Annotated in this window: 16 protein-coding genes; 9 read left to right on the top strand and 7 right to left on the bottom strand. The window is 67.9% G+C overall.

The annotated features are described in order from the left end of the window. Nucleotides 1–39: 39 nt before the first annotated feature. The 4 genes from CLU95_RS12375 to CLU95_RS12360 all read left to right on the top strand — a co-directional run bounded on the left by CLU95_RS12375 (nucleotide 40) and on the right by CLU95_RS12360 (nucleotide 4487). The gene (locus CLU95_RS12375; RefSeq protein ID WP_180288589.1) at nucleotides 40–2220 is read left to right on the top strand and encodes a TonB-dependent siderophore receptor; all 2181 of its coding nucleotides are present in this window, start codon (nucleotides 40–42) and stop codon (nucleotides 2218–2220) included. Nucleotides 2221–2280: 60 nt separating this feature from the next. Next, nucleotides 2281–2919: a DUF4198 domain-containing protein gene (locus CLU95_RS12370; protein WP_099793480.1), complete on the top strand. Its 639-nt coding sequence runs from the start codon at nucleotides 2281–2283 to the stop codon at nucleotides 2917–2919. 31 nt (nucleotides 2920–2950) lie between these two features. Further along, nucleotides 2951–3313 carry a DUF3325 domain-containing protein gene (locus CLU95_RS12365; protein ID WP_099793479.1) on the top strand — a complete coding sequence of 121 codons (363 nt, stop codon included), beginning with the start codon at nucleotides 2951–2953 and terminating at the stop codon, nucleotides 3311–3313. Between the two features lie 130 nt (nucleotides 3314–3443). Beyond that, complete coding sequence (locus CLU95_RS12360) at nucleotides 3444–4487, top strand: NADP-dependent oxidoreductase (RefSeq protein WP_099793477.1); 1044 nt, start codon at nucleotides 3444–3446, stop codon at nucleotides 4485–4487. A gap of 108 nt (nucleotides 4488–4595) precedes the next feature. On the opposite strand, the gene CLU95_RS12355 is transcribed toward CLU95_RS12360, so the two are convergent. Beyond that, the gene (locus tag CLU95_RS12355) at nucleotides 4596–5471 is read right to left on the bottom strand and encodes a hypothetical protein (protein WP_143605990.1); all 876 of its coding nucleotides are present in this window, start codon (nucleotides 5469–5471) and stop codon (nucleotides 4596–4598) included. Between the two features lie 265 nt (nucleotides 5472–5736). Between CLU95_RS12355 and CLU95_RS12345 the strand changes: the two genes are divergently transcribed. Then, the gene (locus CLU95_RS12345) at nucleotides 5737–6801 is read left to right on the top strand and encodes a DUF6708 domain-containing protein (RefSeq protein ID WP_099793471.1); all 1065 of its coding nucleotides are present in this window, start codon (nucleotides 5737–5739) and stop codon (nucleotides 6799–6801) included. Between the two features lie 81 nt (nucleotides 6802–6882). Here the strand turns inward: CLU95_RS12345 and CLU95_RS12340 are convergent, their stop codons facing one another. The 6 genes from CLU95_RS12340 to CLU95_RS12315 form a co-directional block, all read right to left on the bottom strand. Further along, nucleotides 6883–7212 carry a hypothetical protein gene (locus CLU95_RS12340; protein WP_099793469.1) on the bottom strand — a complete coding sequence of 110 codons (330 nt, stop codon included), beginning with the start codon at nucleotides 7210–7212 and terminating at the stop codon, nucleotides 6883–6885. Between the two features lie 79 nt (nucleotides 7213–7291). Next, nucleotides 7292–8143 (bottom strand): DMT family transporter, encoded by an 852-nt coding sequence (locus CLU95_RS12335; protein WP_099793467.1) that lies wholly within the window; start codon nucleotides 8141–8143, stop codon nucleotides 7292–7294. 64 nt (nucleotides 8144–8207) lie between these two features. Beyond that, nucleotides 8208–8900 (bottom strand): helix-turn-helix domain-containing protein, encoded by a 693-nt coding sequence (locus CLU95_RS12330; RefSeq protein WP_099793465.1) that lies wholly within the window; start codon nucleotides 8898–8900, stop codon nucleotides 8208–8210. Between the two features lie 40 nt (nucleotides 8901–8940). Beyond that, nucleotides 8941–10068: an SLC13 family permease gene (locus tag CLU95_RS12325; protein ID WP_099793463.1), complete on the bottom strand. Its 1128-nt coding sequence runs from the start codon at nucleotides 10066–10068 to the stop codon at nucleotides 8941–8943. Further along, nucleotides 10069–11622 (bottom strand): class I adenylate-forming enzyme family protein, encoded by a 1554-nt coding sequence (locus tag CLU95_RS12320; RefSeq protein ID WP_099797255.1) that lies wholly within the window; start codon nucleotides 11620–11622, stop codon nucleotides 10069–10071. Nucleotides 11623–11709: 87 nt separating this feature from the next. Continuing rightward, on the bottom strand, nucleotides 11710–12597 hold the full coding sequence (locus tag CLU95_RS12315) for a LysR substrate-binding domain-containing protein (RefSeq protein ID WP_099797253.1): 888 nt from the start codon (nucleotides 12595–12597) through the stop codon (nucleotides 11710–11712). Between the two features lie 191 nt (nucleotides 12598–12788). Between CLU95_RS12315 and psrA the strand changes: the two genes are divergently transcribed. The 4 genes from psrA (at nucleotide 12789) to phnY (ending at nucleotide 18085) form a co-directional block, all read left to right on the top strand. Then, on the top strand, nucleotides 12789–13883 hold the full coding sequence (gene psrA, locus CLU95_RS12310; RefSeq protein WP_099793461.1) for an iron-containing alcohol dehydrogenase PsrA: 1095 nt from the start codon (nucleotides 12789–12791) through the stop codon (nucleotides 13881–13883). Nucleotides 13884–13998: 115 nt separating this feature from the next. Next, nucleotides 13999–15312: an MFS transporter gene (locus tag CLU95_RS12305; protein ID WP_099793460.1), complete on the top strand. Its 1314-nt coding sequence runs from the start codon at nucleotides 13999–14001 to the stop codon at nucleotides 15310–15312. A gap of 46 nt (nucleotides 15313–15358) precedes the next feature. Continuing rightward, a complete protein-coding gene (phnA, locus tag CLU95_RS12300) occupies nucleotides 15359–16606 on the top strand; it encodes a phosphonoacetate hydrolase (protein ID WP_099793458.1) in 1248 nt (415 codons plus the stop codon). A 21-nt stretch (nucleotides 16607–16627) separates the two neighbouring features. After that, a complete protein-coding gene (gene phnY / locus CLU95_RS12295; RefSeq protein ID WP_099793456.1) occupies nucleotides 16628–18085 on the top strand; it encodes a phosphonoacetaldehyde dehydrogenase in 1458 nt (485 codons plus the stop codon). The last annotated feature ends 63 nt before the right edge of the window (nucleotides 18086–18148 follow it).

Here is an 18148-nt window from a genome sequence, read left to right as displayed (position 1 = left end):
CAGCATTCGTTTTCACGCGCCCGCTTCCGGCGGTCTCCCGTGGCCCTTGTCGCCCTGCTTTGCTGCGGCGTTGTCAGCGCGCAGCAGCAGCAACAGCCCGCCGCCAGCGGCGCGGCGCTGTCCGAAGTCACCGTCTCGGGCGACCGCAGCGGCCGCACCGAGGGCAGCCGCTCCTACACCGCCGAGCAGGCGTCCACCGCGACGCGCATGGACCTGTCGATCCGCGAGACGCCGCAGTCGGTGACCGTGATCACGCGCGAGCGCATGGACGACCTGGGCAGCGCCCGCATCGACGACGTGCTGGGCCAGACCACCGGCATCATGGTCGGGCAGGCCGACAGCGAGCGCGTGAACTACGCGGCGCGCGGCTTCTCGATCAACAACTTCCAGATCGACGGCATGCCGCGCGGCCCGAACTCGCCACTGTCCGACACCGTGCTGTACGACCGCATCGAGGTCATCCGCGGCGCCACCGGCCTCATGGGCGGCACCGGCGATCCGTCGGCGACCATCAACTCGGTGCGCAAGCGCCCCACGCGCGAGTTCCAGGGCAGCGCCTCGCTCACCTACGGGCGCTGGAACCACAAGCGCGCCGAGGTCGACCTGTCGGTGCCGCTCACTGCCGACGGCCGCATCCGCGCGCGCACCGCGCTGGCCTGGCAGGACCGCGACTCCTACATGGACATGTACCACGAGCGAAAAACCGTGGGCATGGTGATCGTCGAAGCCGACCTCACGCGCTCCACGCTGCTCACCGCCGGCATCGACTTCCAGGACAACAAGCCCACGGGCGCGACCTGGGGCGCCGTGCCCTACTGGAACCACGACGGCACGCTGGCCAACCTGCCGCGCAACACCAGCCTCAGCACGCCCTGGAGCACCTGGGCCAACAAGCAGCACACGACTTTTGTCTCGCTGCAGCACCGCTTCGACAACGACTGGAAGGTGCACCTGGGCTATGCGCGCACCACCAGCGCCAACAACACCACCGTGGCCTACGGCGGCGCCGGCTACCCCAACCGCTTCACGGGCCAGGGCATGTCGCTGTGGACCGGCAACTACGGCGAAGGCAAGTACGTCAATGACAACTTCGACCTCTATGCCACCGGCCCCTTCAGTCTGTTCGGGCGGCGTCACACCTTCATCGCCGGATGGAACGGCGGCAACCAGACCTACACCACGCCGGGCGGGCGCGACCTGCGTGCGTACCCCGACGCCATTCCCGATTACCGGTTGTGGACCGGCAACATCCCGCGACCGGTCTTCCTGGCCGACGGCTCCAAGAGCGTGGGCTTCACGCAGCTCAACGGCGGCTACATGGCGGGCCGCTTCAGCCTCACCGACCCGCTGAGCGTGATCGTCGGCGCGCGCGTGAGCAACTACCGCAGCTACACGCACGCCTACAACACGGCAGGCCAGTACCGGCGCACCACGGGCAAGTCGGAATCGAAGGACGAGGTCACGCCGTATGTCGGCGTGGTCTACGACCTGGACAAGCACCATTCGCTGTATGGCAGCTACACCACGCTGTTCCGCCCGCAGACCCAGAAAGACCGCAACGACCAGTACCTCACGCCCGAGACCGGCACCAGCGCCGAGCTGGGCCTGAAGGGCGAGTACTTCGGCGGTGCGCTCAATGCGTCGGCCGCCGTGTTTCAGGTCAAGAAGAAGAACCTGGCCGAACTCGACCGCAGCGTATCCGCCGGCTTCCGCCTGCCCGACGGCGGCCAGGCCTACGTGGCCAGCGGCGACGGCGTGACCGCGCGCGGCCTGGAGTTCGACGTGTCGGGCCAGATCACGCCCGACTGGAACGTGACCGCCGGCTACACCTACCTCGACGCGAAGACCGCCAAGGGCGCACGCGCCGTGCCCAACCAGCCCAGGCACCTGCTGCGCTTTGCGACCGCCTACCGCTTCGGCGGCGCCTGGCGCGGCCTGAAGGTCGGCGGCGACATGACGGCGCAAAGCAGCATCTACGGCGAGTCATGGTACGGCCAGCCGCCGCTGTTCAGCATGAAGGACCCGCTGCCGCGCATCTCGCAGAAGGCGTACGCGGTCTTCAGCCTCATGGCCAGCTACGAGATCCACAAGAACCTCACGGCGCAGCTGAACATCCGCAACGTCTTCGACAAGAAGTACTACCGCAACGTGGGCTTCTACGACAGCGTGTTCTGGGGCGAGCCGCGCAACGTGAGCGTCACCCTGCGCGCCAAGTTCTGAACAAGCCGCCTCCCATTCCGTCTCAACCATGCCATCTCAATCAACCCAGGAACCTCGACCATGAAGAAACCCCTGTTCTCCCTTGCCACCCTCGCGGCGGCCGCGTTCGTTTTCTCGGGCGCCGCGCACGCCCACTTCGTCTGGCTCGAGCCCGCCGCGGGCGGCGAGGCCAAGGCCTACTTCGGCGAATGGGCCGAAGACCTGCGCGAGACCGAGGCCGGCCACCTGAAGCTGGTCAGCGCGCCGCGCGGCATTGCCGCTGACGGCAAGGAGACGCCGGCCACGCGCCATGCCGACCACTTCGTGGTCAAGGCCGACGCCAGCGGCGACGCGCGCCTCGTGGGCGCCTACGTCAGCGACAAGGGCGTGGCCAGCCTCTACCAGGCACGCACCGGCCGCACCGAGACCGTGGCGCGCCACACGCTCGAGCTCGTGCCGCAGGCCGCCAACAGCAACAGCTTCACGCTGCTGCTCGCGGGCAAGCCCCTGCCCAAGGCCGAGGTGGTCGTGTTCGGCCCGCCCAAGTGGGAGAAGAAGTTCACCACCGACGACGCCGGCAAGGTCACGCTGCAGACGCCCTGGCCCGGCCAGTACGTGGTCGAGGTGAACCACACCGACAAGGACGGCAAGGGCACCTGGGACGGCAAGCCCTACACGCAGACGCGCCACGTTGCCACGCTGAGCTTCGTCGTCCGGTGAGGGCGGGGCTTCCGGCGCGCGGGTGCTCGCGATGAGCGCCTTCGCGCTGGTGTGCGCCCTGTTCGCGTCGGCGCTCGGCGGCTTCGTCACGCTGAGCCTGGCGATGGACCGGCATTACGAAGACGCCCACGGGCGCGGCCGCACGCCGGGCCCGTCGCGGCCCTGGCAGCAGCTGGGCGGTGCGGCGCTGCTTCTTCTCTCGCTGGTCGCCGCCCTGCGCCTGCGCGGGCTGGCCATGGGCTGGGTGCTGTGGCTGGGCGCACTCACGGCCGCCGCGCTCGTGGTGGTCGGCCTCGTGAGCTACCGGCCCGCCTGGGCGCGGCGCATCGGCGCCGTGGCTTCCGTGCTGGGCGTCGCCACGGCGGCGGTGTACGGGCTGCTCCTGCTTCCATAGCAGGGCTGCAGAAGGCGCAGAAGGGGGCAGGGCGGGCTGTCGCCTGCGCTACGCGCGGGGCCTTGCCCCGCGACTACGATGCGCCTGCATCGCCGACGCCCGGCACATCCACGTCAAGGAGACAGACACCATGAGCAGCCCCCTCACCAACCACCAGGTCCGTCTTGCCAAGCGCCCCGAGGGGACGGCCACGCGCGAGCACTGGCGCTTCAGCACCGAGCCCGTGGCCCAGCCCGACGAGGGCGGCGTGCTCGTCAAGACGCTGTCGCTGTCGCTCGACCCCGCCATGCGCGGCTGGCTCAACGACGCCAAGAGCTACATCCCGCCCGTGGCCATCGACGAGGTCATGCGCGCCGGCGGCATCGGCCGCGTGATCGCTTCGAAGAACGCGCAGTTCGCCGTCGGCGACACCGTGTACGGCACGCTCGGCGTGCAGGAATACATGCTCGTGCCGCAAGACCAGATCAAGCGCAACGGTCTCGTGAAGATCGACCTGCGCGTGGGCACCATCACCCAGTGGCTCAACGTGCTGGGCATGCCCGGCATGACCGGCTACTTCGGCCTGATGGACGTGGGCATGCCCCAGGCAGGCGAAACCGTTGTCGTCTCGGGCGCGGCCGGCGCCGTGGGCCAGACCGTCGGCCAGCTGGCCAAGATCAAGGGCTGCCGCGTGGTCGGCATCGCCGGCGGCGCCGCCAAGTGCGACTGGGTGGTGAAGGAGCTGGGCTTCGACGCCTGCATCGACTACAAGGTCGGCGCGGGCGCCGTGCGCGAAGGCCTCAAGGCCCACTGCCCGAAGGGCGTGGACATCTACTTCGACAACGTCGGCGGCGAGATTCTGGATGCCGTGCTGGCGCGCCTGGCACGCAAGGCCCGCGTGATCATCTGCGGCGCCATCAGCCAGTACAACAACGCCAACAGCATGCCGGCTGCCGGCCCGAAGAACTACCTGAGCCTGCTCGTGAACCGTGCGCGCATGGAAGGCATCGTGGTGTTCGACTACGCCGACCGTTACCCGATTGCCATCGCCGAGATGGCCGGCTACCTGAAGGACGGCCGCATGAAGAGCAAGGAAGACATCGTGAAGGGGCTCGACACCTTCCCCGAATCGCTGAACAAGCTGTTCGCGGGGGAGAACTTCGGCAAGCTGGTGTTGCAGGTCGCCGAAGACTGACGCTGCCGAAAGCGTCCGCAGCCCCGTCGTTCGGGGCTGCCCCCCAGCGGGGCATCAGGAGGACGACGGATCGTTGGCAAACGCGGGCGGGCTTTGCGCAACGGTCGGTCAGACCTTCGACGAGATGATGGCTTCCAGTTGGGACCCTGCCGGAATTCCCCCGATCCTGGACAGCAGTTCATCCGGCCAGCGGGCGGGCGTGCTCGTGGCTTTGACAGCCGCCATGTAGAAGGCGGTGAAGATGAAAAACAAGCTGACCCATGGAAAGCCGAACACCCCGAAAAGAACGCTCCAGGGGTGCGTCTTGAGGGACTGATGGGGCGGGATGACCCACGATCCGATGGACCGAAGAATGCTTCCTTGGGGCTGCAGGCGAAGGTCCTCCATGTCAGCGCCCATGGCGCGGCTGTTGCGCATGAAGCGACGCGAGGCATTGATGAGCCTGGAAACCACCATGGCGCCGCTCAAGCGATCGAAGGTCTGAGTGACCGCTATTTCGACGCTGCGCCCCTCGCTCGGGCCAGAGCTTTCGATCCGCAGGAAATGCTGGTGCAGCCATTGTCCGGCGCTCAATCGGCGGCTGGTTTCGAAGGCATCGAAACGAACTTCTTTCCATGCCACAGGGCGCAACTGGCCATCACTTGCCCAGTAGCCCCGCTGTGCTTCGCTATCGAAGACCGCATAGGTCGGCGCACGTTGAAACAGAAAGCTTCGAGGATAAAAAAGCTGCGTGCAGACCATCACAACCAGGAACATGGCGAAGCCAAACGAGGGAAGAAAAGATGCCCATTCGTTGGGCCCGTCGCTTGTGCCCATGATGAAGGTCGCGCACAGCACGCAGAGCAAGACAATCGAGCAGAACGATGCGAATGCTGCGCCCGTCCGCAACCTGCTTCGCGCAGGCCCGATGAGGACGATGTTGTCGCTGACCTTGTGCAGCACTGCCGACAGGGCCCCATCCGAGGGGGGATTCAATGAGGTCACCTTGCTCTCGGTACAGGTTGGTATGGAAAGGGGGAAATTCTGACAACCTCCGCGCTTCGTCAGTGGCCCGGTCGTGTGACCGACCTGCACGCATGGACCGCAGCAAGATACTGGACGCTCTGGGGGCCGCCATTCAAGCAGGGCTGAAGGCCGACCCGATGCACTGGCTGTGGCCCAGAATCTGCGCACCCAGACCCATCGAGCCCTGATGGGGCGATTTTCAAGAAAATGCAGCACGATACAGCTGCACCGGAGGAAGCTGAACGTGCTCAAGCATGGTGAGTTCGTGGCACCAGCCATCGCGCTGCTGCAAGGCGTCGAGCCTGCGCCGAACACGGTAGACGACCAGGCGCTCAATGGCGTGCTGGAGCGTTTCAGAAAGAACAAGCGCGCCAGCGACGAGCCCAGTGCCATGAACAATGTGGTGGCGGTGTTCAAGGATGCGATCGTGCTTCAGCAACCGGGGGCATCCGCACAGATGCGCGGATTTGCATTGATGAGCGTGGCGGCCGGCGTTGTCGTCCAGACATGGGCCCTCTGGATGGCGGTTTCCTCGGGAATATTGAGCGTGTTCACGTCCTGGCGGCATCCGTTCCTGGCGCTGGAGATGGTGGTCATTGCATTCCTGGCTTTCTACGTTTTTCCTCGCTGGTACCTTTTCTTCTTGCGCATGGACCTTTTTGCCCCCGAGGACGAGCCGACCGTCTTCGACCGCAAGCACCGCAAGGTCTATCGCCTGTTTCCGCCGCTCGACGGTTCTGCCGACAGCGGGTGGCAGCGCATGCGCCTCAAACCCATCGCGCTGCAGGCGGTGGAATACGACTGGGCCTGCATCACGGCCGAACACCGTGTGACGTTGGCATCCACTGGCCAGGCCCTCTCGCGCCTGCACAGCCTGACGCTGGTGGTGCGCGGCTACCGCAAGCCCGACGAAAAGGAGGGCCGCCTGCTTGATGAATTCGATGTGGGCAACAGCCTGGGCATGGGCGAGTACACCGTGCCGATGCTGTGGGAGCACATCCGTCGCTTCATGGAAGACGGGGGGCCTGGTGTTCCGCAGGGCGAGCAGCTTCAAATCTTCGAGCGCCCCCGCAGCTTGTGGCAAAGCATGGGCGTGGTCAGCCCCTTCGGGCCCAAGCTGGGCTGGTGGTGGAGAACCAACCGTTTTCCGACCGTTCTTTTTCTGCTCCTTTTTCCTGTGACGTTGCCGTTCTTCACCCTGTGGGCGCTGTGCAACTGGATCAGCCACATGACCATGCGCAAGGTCATCTGGCCGCAGGAGGTACTGGAACGGGTGGGGCGGCCTTTGCCAGTCAGGAAGTCGCCTTGAGCGGTGAAAGCGGCAGCGTCGCCTCGCCCCGCCGATTGCACGGCGCATCGGCCGCCGGAGATCGATGCCGCAGGCGACGGGTCAATCGTCCAGGTTGGGCCGCATCGGAATATCCCCCATCGCATCGTCCTCCCGCAGCCCGCGCGCGGCCTTCAGCAGTTCGATCGAGAGGCCGTCGCCGTGGCCTGCAAAGCCCTGGGCGATGCCTTCGAGCACGGTCGACAGGTGGGTGTCGCCGTCGGTGCGGGCGTCCATGCTGATGTTCAGGACCCGCGCCGCCATCTGCCGGTAGGTAACGGCGCCCGCGCCCTCCAGCGCGGCCACCAGGTCGAGGTACAGCGCCAGGTTCATGTCGAACACCAGCTTGGGCGTGATCTCGAAATCCTCGGTCTTGTTGTTCTTCTGATCCATGGGGGTGACTCCTTTTTCCTGAGCCTCCACTCTAGCCACAAAAAACGACAAGCTCTGTCGGGCATCGCCCTGATTTGTCTCATTTCGCACGCGTGCCCATCACGGCGGCCGAGATGATGAGCGCCGCCGCCAGCGCGATGCTGGCCGTGAGCGCCCGGCCGGTCGTGGCCAGCAGCAGCGCGGTGGAGGCCAGCGGCGTGAGGTAGCTGAGGATGCCGATCTGCCGCGCGTCGCCGCGCTTGAGCGCCATGTCCCACACGAAGAAGGCCGCGCCCAAGGGGCCCAGGCCGCACAGCGCGACCAGCAGCCAGTCTTTCGCCGAGAGCGCGACGGCAGGCTCCAGCAGTGCATGGCAGGCCAGCGAGAGCGCGCCCGACACCAGTCCGAACAGGCCGATGGCCGAGGTGGGGAAGGGCGTGACGCGCTTCGTCCACAGCGAGTAGCTGGCCCAGATGAAGGCCGAGCCGGCCGCGGGCAGGAAGCCCCAGTACGTGGCGGGCGCGCCGGGCAGTGCGGCGCCGCCGCTGCGCGCACCGAGGATCGCGATGGCCGCGCCTGCAAAACCCAGCAGCGCCGCCACCACGTGCAGCGGGCGCAGCGACACGCCCGGCAGCAGCACCGGCGCCAGCACCACCATGAGCAGCGGCCAGAGGTAGTTGACGAGGTTGGCCTCGACCGGCGGCGCATGCCGCAGCGCGATGAACAGCAGGAAGTGAAAACCGAAGAGGCCGTACACCCCGAGCGCCAGCGTGCGCGGCGGCACGCGCCAGGCGCCGCGGTCGCGCAGCACCAGCGGCCAGCTCGGCACGCTGCCGATGATCAGCGCCAGCCCGGTCAAAAGGAACGGCGGCAGGTGCGACAGCGCGGTGCCGAAGGCGGCGAGCGTGGCCCACAGCGCGATGGCGAGCAGGGCGTAGAAGGTGGCGGGCATGGACGCCGAGGCTACGCGCCGCGCTCGTCGCGGCCCGACGGTGCGTCGTCGCGCAACGACGGAGTCAGCGGCGCAGCGCGGCCGTGAGCGCCGACGGCGACCGGTAGCCCGTGCGGCGCGCCGTCTCGGCCACGCTCAGGCCTTCGAGCCGCAGTTCGCGCGCGTGGGCCAGCCGCAGCGTGCGCAGCCAGAGCATCGCGCTCTGGCCCTGTTCCTCGCGGCAGCGCTGCGCGAACTGGCTGGGGCTCAGGCAGGCGACCTCGGCCAGGTCGGCGACGCCCAGCGGCCGGTGCCAGTTCGCCTGCGCCCAGGCCGCGAGGGCGGGCCAGTCGATGCGGCGGCGGCGCGTGTCTGCGACCGAAGGGGCGACGATGCCCCAGGCTTCGAGCAGCAGCGCAGGGCCGTGCTGCAGGGCGAGGGCCGCGTGCTGCGGTTGCTGCAGGCAGTGCGCGAGGTAGCGGGCCAGCGCATGCAGCCGGGGCGCGTCGGTCGGCGGCTGTTCGACGCAGCGTGCCCACGGGGCATGCGGCGTGTCGAGCACCAGGCAGACGCTGCCGCCGCGCCGGGCCTCGAAGTCGTGACGGTCGCCGGGTGCGACCACCTGGGCCTGGCCCGTGCCGATGCCCGAGCCGCGGCCTTCGACTTCGATCTCGAGCACGCCGTCGAGCCCGAGCAGCACCTGGAAGTGGTCGTGCGCGTGGCTGCCGCGAGACTGGGTGTAGTCGCGCAACGAGAGGACGGGGGCGGAGGTGTTCATGACGCGGAACCGATTGTCCGCGCCGCCCCGCCGCCTGTCATCACCCCAGCCGCAGCAGCAGCGCCGAGGCCGCGCACACCAGCAAAAACGGAATGCTGATGCGGTGGAACTCGCGCAGCCCATGCGGCAGCTTGGCCAGCCGCAGCGCGATGAGGTTCGCCAGCGAGCCCAGCACGCAGCCGAAGCCGCCCACGCTCACGCCGGCCGCGAGCGCGGGCAGGTCGTGCACGTAGCGGTCGAGCAGAATCGCCGCCGGCACGTTGCTGATGACCTGCGAGGCCGCAATGGCCGCGAGGTAGGCGCGCCAGCCTTCGCCGATGGGCCAGTGGCCCAGCAGCGCCGCCACGGCGGGCAGCTCGGCAGCCTGGCGCAGGTCGACGAACATCAGCGCAATGATCGCCAGCAGCGCCCAGTCGATGCCGCGCAGCACGCGCGGGTAGGTGAGCAGCAGCACGCCGAACACCACGCCCAGGCCGGGCAAAAGCCAGTGGCGGTCGAGCGCGACCACGAAGCCGACGAACAGCACGCCGGCCAGCGCCAGCAGGCGCGGCTGCACGGGCGCGGCCTCGGTCTCTTCGCGCAGCGCGATCGGCGTGCGCGGCACCAGCCACCACACGGCGACGAACAGCCAGAACAACATGATCGCCACGGTCGGGCCCATCATGGCCATGAAGCCGAAGAAGCTCTCGCCCGAGCGGTGCCACAGGTACAGGTTCTGCGGGTTGCCGATGGGCGTGAGCGCCGAGCCCGCGTTGACGGCCAGCGCCTGCAGCACCACCAGCCGCGCCAGCGGCAGGTGCGCCTGCACGGCCAGCACGCGCGTGAGCGGCACCAGCAGGAACAGGCTCACGTCGTTGGTGACCAGCGCCGACAGCAGCGCGGCCGTGGCCGTGAGCGCCATGGCCAGGCCGCGCTCGCTGTGCGTGTGGGCGAGCAGGCGCCGCGCGGCGGCCTGCAGCATGCCGCTCTTCTCGACGCCCTGCGTGATGGCCAGCAGGCCCGCGAGCGCGCCCACGGTCTGCCAGTCGACCAGCTGCAGCCAGTCCATCGGCGCGCGCGGGCGCACGAAGGCGAACACCACCGCGACGGCCACGAGCACCCACAGCAGGCCGTTGCCGCCGCCCTGTTCGGGCGGCGCGGCATTGTCAGCAACCGGCGATGCGCTCACTCAGGCACTCAGGTCGCGCAGCTCGCGCTTGAGCACCTTGCCGATCGCGCTGCGCGGCAGCTCGTCGATGAAGCGCAGGCGCGCCAGCCGTTGCGTTTTGCCGACCTGTGCGTTGGCCCACTGCAGCAGCGCGTCTTCGGTGGTGGCGTCGCCTTCCCGGCGCACCACGAAGGCCACGGGCGTCTCGCCCCACTGCTCGGACGGCACGCCGATCACCGCCACGTCGGCCACCGCCACATGGCCGCGCAGCACGCCTTCGAGGTCGCTGGGGTAGATGTTGAAGCCGCCGCTGATGATCATGTCCTTCTTGCGGTCGAACAGCGTGAGAAAACCGTCGGCGTCGAAGCGGCCCACGTCGCCGGTGCGGATGAAGCGCTTGCCGGTGGCGTCGAACCACTCGGCCTCGCGCGTCTTCTCGGGCTGGCGGTGGTAGCCGGTCATCATGCCGGCCGAGTGGCCCACCACCTCGCCGGCCACCTCGGTGTCGCCCTGCGGCAGCTCGTTGCCTTCTTCGTCGATCAGGCGGATGTCGCTGCCCGGCGCGGGCTGGCCCACGGTGTGCAGCTTGGTCGGGTTCAGGTGCGCCTCGAGGATGCAGGTGCCGCCGCCTTCGGTCATGCCGTAGAACTCGACCAGCCCGCCGGGCCAGCGCTGGAGCACGTCGGCCTTGAGCGCCGCGTTGAAGGGCGCGCTGGTGCTGAACTTGTGGCGGAAGGTCGAGAGGTCGTGCGCGTCGAAGCGCGGGTGCGCCATCAGGCGCTGGTACTGCACCGGCACGAGCATGGTGTGCGTCACATGGTGCTGCACGGCCAGCTGCAGGTAGCCCTGCGCGTCGAACTTGGGCATCAGCACCACGCAGCCGCCGAAGGCGATCGTGGGGAAGAACACGACCAGCGTGGTGTTGGAGTACAGCGGCGTCGACAGCAGCGTGACCGTCTCGGGGCCGTACTCGTACTTGGCGCCGCGCTGGATGTGCGACCAGCGCATGCCGTGGCCCTGCACGATGCCCTTGGGCTCGCCGGTGGTGCCCGACGAATAGATGATGTTGAAGGCCCAGCCGGGCTGCACGTCGACGGGCTCCGGCTTCGTGCCGGGCGCGGCGAGCCAGTCGTCGAGGGCGCGGCCGACATCGGAGCCGTCGAGCGCGATGTGCGGCAGGCCCGCGGCCTGCGCGGCGCCCACCACCTCGGCGGCCGAGGCGTCGGTGAACAGCAGGCGCGCGTCGGCGTCGGAGATCATGCGTGCCAGGCTGGCGGGCGCCGAGCCGGGGGCCAGCGGGGCCACCGCGACGCCCGCGCGCAGCGCGCCGAGGAACACGGCGGCATAGGGCACCGACGAGGCGGCGCAGACCGCGATGGCGTCGCCGGCGCGCAGGCCGTCGCGCTGCAGGGCGGCGGCGATGCGGTCCATGAGTGCGTCGAGCGCGCGGTAGTCGAGCGTCTGCTGCGCATCGGCCAGCGCGGGGCGATCGGGCGTGTTCTGGGCGTGGAGGCGGACCAGGTCGGCAAGGGTGCCGAAGTCGCGCGCGGCGGCGTCCTGGAGGGCGGGGTGCAAGTTCAAGGTCGATCCTTCGTCTGAGGCCAGACGGCAGGATAGCGAAGAAGCCCGCCGCGGGGTGTGCCGCCCGCGACGAGACCCCGCTCAGTCGGCCGTCTTGTCGTCGTCCTGCTGCGCCACGTCGAACAGCGCGCGGATCAGCGGCCGGTCCTTGCGCACCGCGAGGCAGCACAGCGAGTAGCTGATCGAGAGCTCGGCGTCGTCGATCTCCACCACCTTCAGGCCGGGCAGCGGAATGCACTCGATCTGCGTCACGAAGCCCACGCCCATGCCGTTGGCCACGGCATGCAGGATGGCCTCGCGGCTGTTGATCTCCATCACGCAGTTCATCTGCACGCTCTGCTGCGCGCAGGCGCGCTCGACGCGATGGCGCGTCTTGGAACCGGGCTCGCGCAGGATCACGGGCTCGCCCGCGATGTCGCGCGTGGCGATGGTGCGTTTCTTGGCCCACGGGTGCTTCGCGGGCACCACGGCCACGATGCGCTCCACGCGGTACGGCACCTGGTGCAGGCCTTCGATCTCGGGCGGCTCGACGAGGATGCCGACGTCGATGTCGAAGTCCTGCAGCCCGCTGAGCGTGGAGGCCTCGGAGCCGATCGACACCGTCAGGTCGAGCCCGGCATGGCTGCGCTTGAAGCTGCGCGCCAGCTCCAGCGCAATGGGCGGCGACACCGCGCCCACGCGCACCAGCCCCGTGCGCAGCTTGTGGGCGCGCTGCAGGAACTGCATCGCCTCTTCTTCCTGCCCGAACAGGCCCTGCGTGATCGCATACAGCTGCTCACCCGCGGCCGTGAGCCGCACGGCGCGCCCGCTGCGCAAAAACAGCTCGACGTTGAAGCGCTCCTCGAGCGCCTTGACCTGGTCGGTCACGGTGGGCTGGCCGATGTGCAGGTAGCGCGCGGCCGTGGTGAAGCCGCCGGTCTTGGCGACGGCGTGGAAGCAGCGGATCCACTTGTAGTACTGGTGAAACATGGGGCGGTCGTGAGGGTCGTCGGTGCCGTGGGGCATGCGCCGAGCCTCTCTCAGATGCGGCGTCTGCGCCTATGCAGGCTTACCCCAAGGTATCCATCGGTTTTGGACCGGTTGCACGCGCGAAATGCGATTGGACGCTCCGGCGCGCCGCTTCGACACTGCGGCCCAGACAGAAACCGGAGACAAAAAACATGCCCCACGCTTACCGCAACCCCGTGTCCATTCATTCCGGGCGAGGCAGCCTCGAACGGCTGCCCTCGCTCCTGGCGGGCCGCCGCGTCGCGCTCGTCACCTTCCCCGAAGCCCGCGGGCTCGGCCTGGTCGATCGCCTGCAGACGCTGTTGGGCGACGCGCTCGTCACCGTCATCGACGACGTGCGCCCCAACCCCGACGTCGCCCAGCTGCGCGACCTGTACAACCGCTTCTGGCAGTCGGACGCACCCTGCGACGCCATCGTGGCGGTGGGCGGCGGCAGCGCCATCGACACGGCCAAGGCCCTGATGGTGGGCACGGCCAACGGGCAGTTCGACGAGCTCGTCGCGCTGCTGGCCACCGGCAAGCCCTTCGTGCCCGCCAGCGTCAAGCCGCTGATCGCCGTGCCGACCACCGCCGGCACCGGCAGCGAAGTAACGCCCTGGGCCACCATCTGGGACGCCGGCAACCAGAAGAAGTATTCGCTGCACCTGGATGCCACCTGGCCCGAGGCCGCCATCGTCGACCCCGAGCTCATGCGCACGGTGCCGGCGGGCACCACGGTGTCGACGGGGCTCGATGCGCTGTCCCATGCGCTGGAAGCCATCTGGAACGTCAACGCCAACCCGGTCTCCGACACCTTCGCCGTGTCGGCCGTGCGCGACATCTTCGACTGCCTGCCGGCGCTGCTGAAAGACCTGGACAACCTCGACCTGCGCGAGCGCATGGCACTGGCCGCGCTGAAGGCCGGCATGGCGTTTTCCAACACCAAGACGGCGCTGGCGCATTCCATCTCGTACGAGATGACGCTGCGCCACGGCCTGGCCCACGGCATCGCGTGCTCGTTCACGCTGCCCCTCGTGCTGGAGAAAGCCTGGGCCCGCTCGCCCGACCGCGACCAGACGCTGCAGCTGATCTTCGGCCCCGACCTGGCGACCGCCACACAGCGCCTGCGGGCATTCCTGCAGGGGCTTGGCGTGAAGACCGAGTTTGCCGACTATGGCGTTGCGGACAGCGAAGCGGCGGCCATGATCGCGCGTGCCATGGACGGCGCGCGCGGCAAGAACTTCATCGGCGCGGCGGCGTTGGCCTGACAGGCAGGGACTGCGCAGCGAGACAAGAGAGTCAGTAAGGCAAGACAGACAGCGATGCCGGCCATTTCGAGCCGGCCCCACGGGCCCCACGCCCGTCAAGACAAGGAGACATACCATGCAAGCGGCCAATCCCATCCTGCAGGCGGGCACCTACGTGCCTCCCCTCGACAATTCGTTCCGCAAGGCGCAGTGGCGGATGCTGCTGGCAGCCATGTTCTGCTACTTCTTCTTCTACACGGGGCGGCAGACCTTCGGCTTCGCCATCCCGGGCATCCAGAAGGAGTTCGGCCTCTCCAAAGAAGTGCTCGGCTGGGCCTCGACCTCGCTGCTGTGGTGCTATGCCGTCGGGCAGGCCATCAACGGCAACCTGGGCGACAAGTTCGGCGGACGCCGCGTGATGACGGCCGGCGCCATCCTCTCGTGCGCTGCCAACTGGGTCGTGAGCTTCGCGATCGGCTTCAAGAGCCTGGCGATTCCGTGGGGCATCAACGGCTACTTCCAGGCCCTGGGCTGGGCGCCGGGCAGCCGGCTGCTGTCGAACTGGTGGGGCGCGGGCGAGCGCGGCAAGGTCTACGGCTTCTATGTGTTCGCCGCCGGCTGCGCCTCGGTGCTGTCGTTCGTCACGTCGATCATCGTCGTCAACGTGCTGCACCTCGATTGGCGCTGGATCTTCCGGCTCCCCGTGCTGCTGATGCTGGTGGGCGGCATCGCCTTCTACCTGATCGCCCGTGAACGGCCGGAAGACATGGGCTTCAAGTCGCCCGACACCGGCGTGGCCAACGACAACCCGCAGGACGCCCAGGCCGGTGTGGCCGACGGCGAACCGCAAGAGAGCTCGTGGTCGCGCTACAAGGCCGTGCTCAGCAACCCCAAGCTGATGATCGCCGCGCTGGCCATCGGCTTCCAGAACGCCGCACGCTACGGCCTCATCGTCTGGGTGCCGGTGCACTTCCTGGGCAAGGACTGGGCCAAGGCCGCCGACGGCATGATCGACCCGGCCTGGATCTCGGTGGCGCTGCCCGTGGGCATGGCCTTCGGTGCGCTCACCAACGGCTGGATCTCCGACAAGGTGTTCGGCTCCAAGCGCTACAAGGCCATCGTGCTGTACATGCTGCTGGGCTGCGTCGCCTCGATGGGCATGTACCTGCTGCCCACCAGCATCCTCGGCCTGGGGCTGCTGTTCCTGGCGGGCTTCTTCGTCTACGGCCCGGCCTCGTCGTTCTGGGCCCTGTGCCCCGACCTCGTGGGCGCCAAGCGCGCCGGCACCGCCACCGGTGTCATGAACTTCTTCTCGTACCTGCTGGCCGGCCTCGGTGAACCGCTGATCGGCCGGATGCTGGACCACTCGGGCAACACCTCGATGGTGTTCCCCATCGTCGCGGCCAGCTGCCTCATCAGCGCCTGCATCGCGGTGTTCATCCGCCGCTGAGGCCGCTGCAGCAACCCCCATTCAATTTGCCAAGGAGCACCCCTTCATGAAATCCGATTCCCTCGAAGTGAACGGCCGCAGCTACCGCTGGATGGTCCGCCCGGTCGTCGTCGTCTGCGTCGACGGCTGCGAGCCGGCCTACCTCGACGCGGCCATTGCCGCCGGCGTCGCGCCCTACCTCGACACCATGCGCAAGGGCGGCGCCGACCTGCTGGCCGACTGCGTCGTGCCCTCGTTCACCAACCCCAACAACCTGTCGATCGTGACCGGCGCTCCGCCCGCAGTGCACGGCATCTGCGGCAACTACTTCTTCGACCGCGAGCTGGGTCAGGAAGTGATGATGAACGACCCCAAGTACCTGCGCGCCGGCACCGTGCTGGCCGCGTTTGCCGATGCGGGCGCCAAGCTCGCCGTGGTCACCGCCAAGGACAAGCTGCGCAAGCTGCTGGGTCACCAGATGAAGGGCATCTGCTTCTCGTCGGAAAAGTCGGACCAGGTGACGATGGAAGAGAACGGCATCGACAACGTGCTCGACATGGTCGGCATGCCCGTGCCTTCGGTGTACAGCGCCGAGCTCTCGGAGTTCGTGTTCGCCGCCGGCGTGAAGCTGATGGAATCGCAGCGCCCCGACCTGATGTACCTGTCGACCACCGACTACGTGCAACACAAGGCCGCGCCGGGCAGCCCCGCCGCCAACGCCTTCTACGCCATGATGGACGGCTACCTCGCGCAGCTCGATGCACTGGGCGCCACCATCGTGCTCACGGCCGACCACGGCATGAACGACAAGCACGGCGCCGACGGTTCGCCGAACGTGATCTACCTGCAGGACGTGCTCGACGACTGGTATGGCCCGGGCCGCGCGCGCGTGATCCTGCCGATCACCGACCCGTACGTGGTGCACCACGGCGCGCTGGGTTCCTTCGCCACCGTCTACGTGCCCGATGAGAACCAGGTGCCCGGCTGGATCGACCGCATCCAGCGCATCCCCGGCATGCAGTTCGTGCTCTCGCGCAAGGAAGCCGCGCAGCGCTTCGAGCTGCCACCCGATCGCATCGGCGACATCGTGGTGGTGAGCGAGCAGAGCACCGTCATCGGCACGGCCGCCAGCCGCCACGACCTCTCGGCCCTCGAAGTGCCGCTGCGCTCGCACGGTGGTGTGTCCGAGCAGAAGGTGCCGCTGATCTGCAACCGCCCGGTCGCCGGCATCGCGAGCACGCGCCGGCTGCGCAACTTCGATGCACTCGACCTCGCACTGAACCACGCCCAAGGCCCGCTGGTGGCCGCCGCCTGAACCTATTTGACGGAGCATTCCATGAGCAAGTCTGACCATTCCGCCCTGAAGCCCGGCACCGTGTACCGCGAAGCCTTGCGCATCGCCGGCGAGAAAGTCCACCGCGACCGCACCATCGACGTCACCTACCCGTACACCGGTGAAGTGATCGCCACCGTGCCCAAGGCCACGCTGGACGACGTGCGCAATGCCCTGCGCATCGCCCGCGACTACAAGCCCACGCTCACGCGCTACGAGCGCTACAAGATCCTCATGCGCGCCGGCGAGATCATCGCCTCGCGCCTGGACGAGATCTCGCGCACCATCACGCTCGAATCGGGCCTGTGCCGCAAGGACTCGCTCTACGAAGTGGGCCGCGCCTCCGACGTGCTGCTGTTCGCCGCCAACCAGGCGCTGGTGGACGACGGTCAGGTGTTCTCTTGCGACCTCACGCACCATGGCAAGAGCCGCAAGGTCTACACGCTGCGCGAGCCCTTGCAGGGCGCCATCACCGCCATCACCCCGTTCAACCATCCGCTGAACCAGGTGATCCACAAGGTGGCGCCCTCCATTGCCACCAACAACCGGATGGTGCTCAAGCCCAGCGAGAAGACGCCGCTGACGGCCTTCATCCTGGCCGACATCCTGTACGAGGCGGGCCTGCCGCCACAGATGCTGTCGGTCATCACCGGTGACCCGGCCGAGATTGCCGATGAACTGCTGACCAACGCCGACGTGGACATGGTCACCTTCACCGGTGGCGTGTCCATCGGCAAGTACATCGCGGGCAAGGCGGTCTACAAGCGCCAGATCCTGGAGCTGGGCGGCAACGATCCGATCATCGTGATGGAAGACGCGGACATTGAGGAAGCTGCCACGCTGGCGGCCAACGGTTCGTACAAGAACTCGGGCCAGCGCTGCACAGCAGTCAAACGCATGCTGGTGCACGAGTCGGTCGCCGACCAGTTCGTCGAGTTGCTGGTAGCCAAGACAAAAGCGCTGAAGTACGGCGACCCGATGGACCCGGCCACCGACATGGGCACGGTGATCGATGAAGCGGCTGCCAAGCAGTTCGAGGCGGTGGTCAACGAGGCGATCAAGTCCGGTGCGAAGCTGCTGTACGGCAACGAACGCCGCGGCGCGCTGTACTCGCCGACGGTGCTCGACCATGTGGACCCGCAGATGACCGTTGCAAAGCACGAGACCTTCGGGCCGGTCTCGCCGGTGATCCGCTTCAAGAACATCGAAGAGGCGATCCGCATCTCCAACGGCACGGCCTATGGCCTGTCGTCGGCGATCTGCACCAACCGGCTGGACTACATCACGCGCTTCATCCGCGAGCTGAACGTGGGCAGCGTGAACGTGCGCGAAGTGCCGGGCTACCGCCTGGAGCTCACGCCCTTCGGCGGCATCAAGGACTCGGGCCTGGGCTACAAGGAAGGCGTGCTCGAAGCGATGAAGAGCTTCACCAACACCAAGACCTACTCGCTGCCATGGTGACCGGCGCGGCGCACGAGGCGCATGGCGCGTCGCGCGCCGTGCGTGAGACCCCACCGCCGATGG

Origin of the sequence: Variovorax sp. 54, from assembly GCF_002754375.1 — a bacterium.
Lineage (GTDB): Bacteria > Pseudomonadota > Gammaproteobacteria > Burkholderiales > Burkholderiaceae_C > Variovorax.
The sequence above is the reverse complement of the archived record's forward strand: the minus strand, read 5'-3'. Positions and strand labels throughout refer to the sequence as shown.

Coding starts and splice junctions, on each gene's coding strand:
- psrA (WP_099793461.1), top strand. CDS start 12,789: ATGCCCCACGCTTACCGCAACCCCGTGTCCATTCATTCCGGGCGAGGC.
- CLU95_RS12370 (WP_099793480.1), top strand. CDS start 2,281: ATGAAGAAACCCCTGTTCTCCCTTGCCACCCTCGCGGCGGCCGCGTTC.
- CLU95_RS12305 (WP_099793460.1), top strand. CDS start 13,999: ATGCAAGCGGCCAATCCCATCCTGCAGGCGGGCACCTACGTGCCTCCC.
- CLU95_RS12335 (WP_099793467.1), bottom strand. CDS start 8,143: ATGCCCGCCACCTTCTACGCCCTGCTCGCCATCGCGCTGTGGGCCACG.
- CLU95_RS12365 (WP_099793479.1), top strand. CDS start 2,951: ATGAGCGCCTTCGCGCTGGTGTGCGCCCTGTTCGCGTCGGCGCTCGGC.
- CLU95_RS12315 (WP_099797253.1), bottom strand. CDS start 12,597: ATGTTTCACCAGTACTACAAGTGGATCCGCTGCTTCCACGCCGTCGCC.
- CLU95_RS12360 (WP_099793477.1), top strand. CDS start 3,444: ATGAGCAGCCCCCTCACCAACCACCAGGTCCGTCTTGCCAAGCGCCCC.
- CLU95_RS12340 (WP_099793469.1), bottom strand. CDS start 7,212: ATGGATCAGAAGAACAACAAGACCGAGGATTTCGAGATCACGCCCAAG.
- phnA (WP_099793458.1), top strand. CDS start 15,359: ATGAAATCCGATTCCCTCGAAGTGAACGGCCGCAGCTACCGCTGGATG.
- CLU95_RS12330 (WP_099793465.1), bottom strand. CDS start 8,900: ATGAACACCTCCGCCCCCGTCCTCTCGTTGCGCGACTACACCCAGTCT.
- phnY (WP_099793456.1), top strand. CDS start 16,628: ATGAGCAAGTCTGACCATTCCGCCCTGAAGCCCGGCACCGTGTACCGC.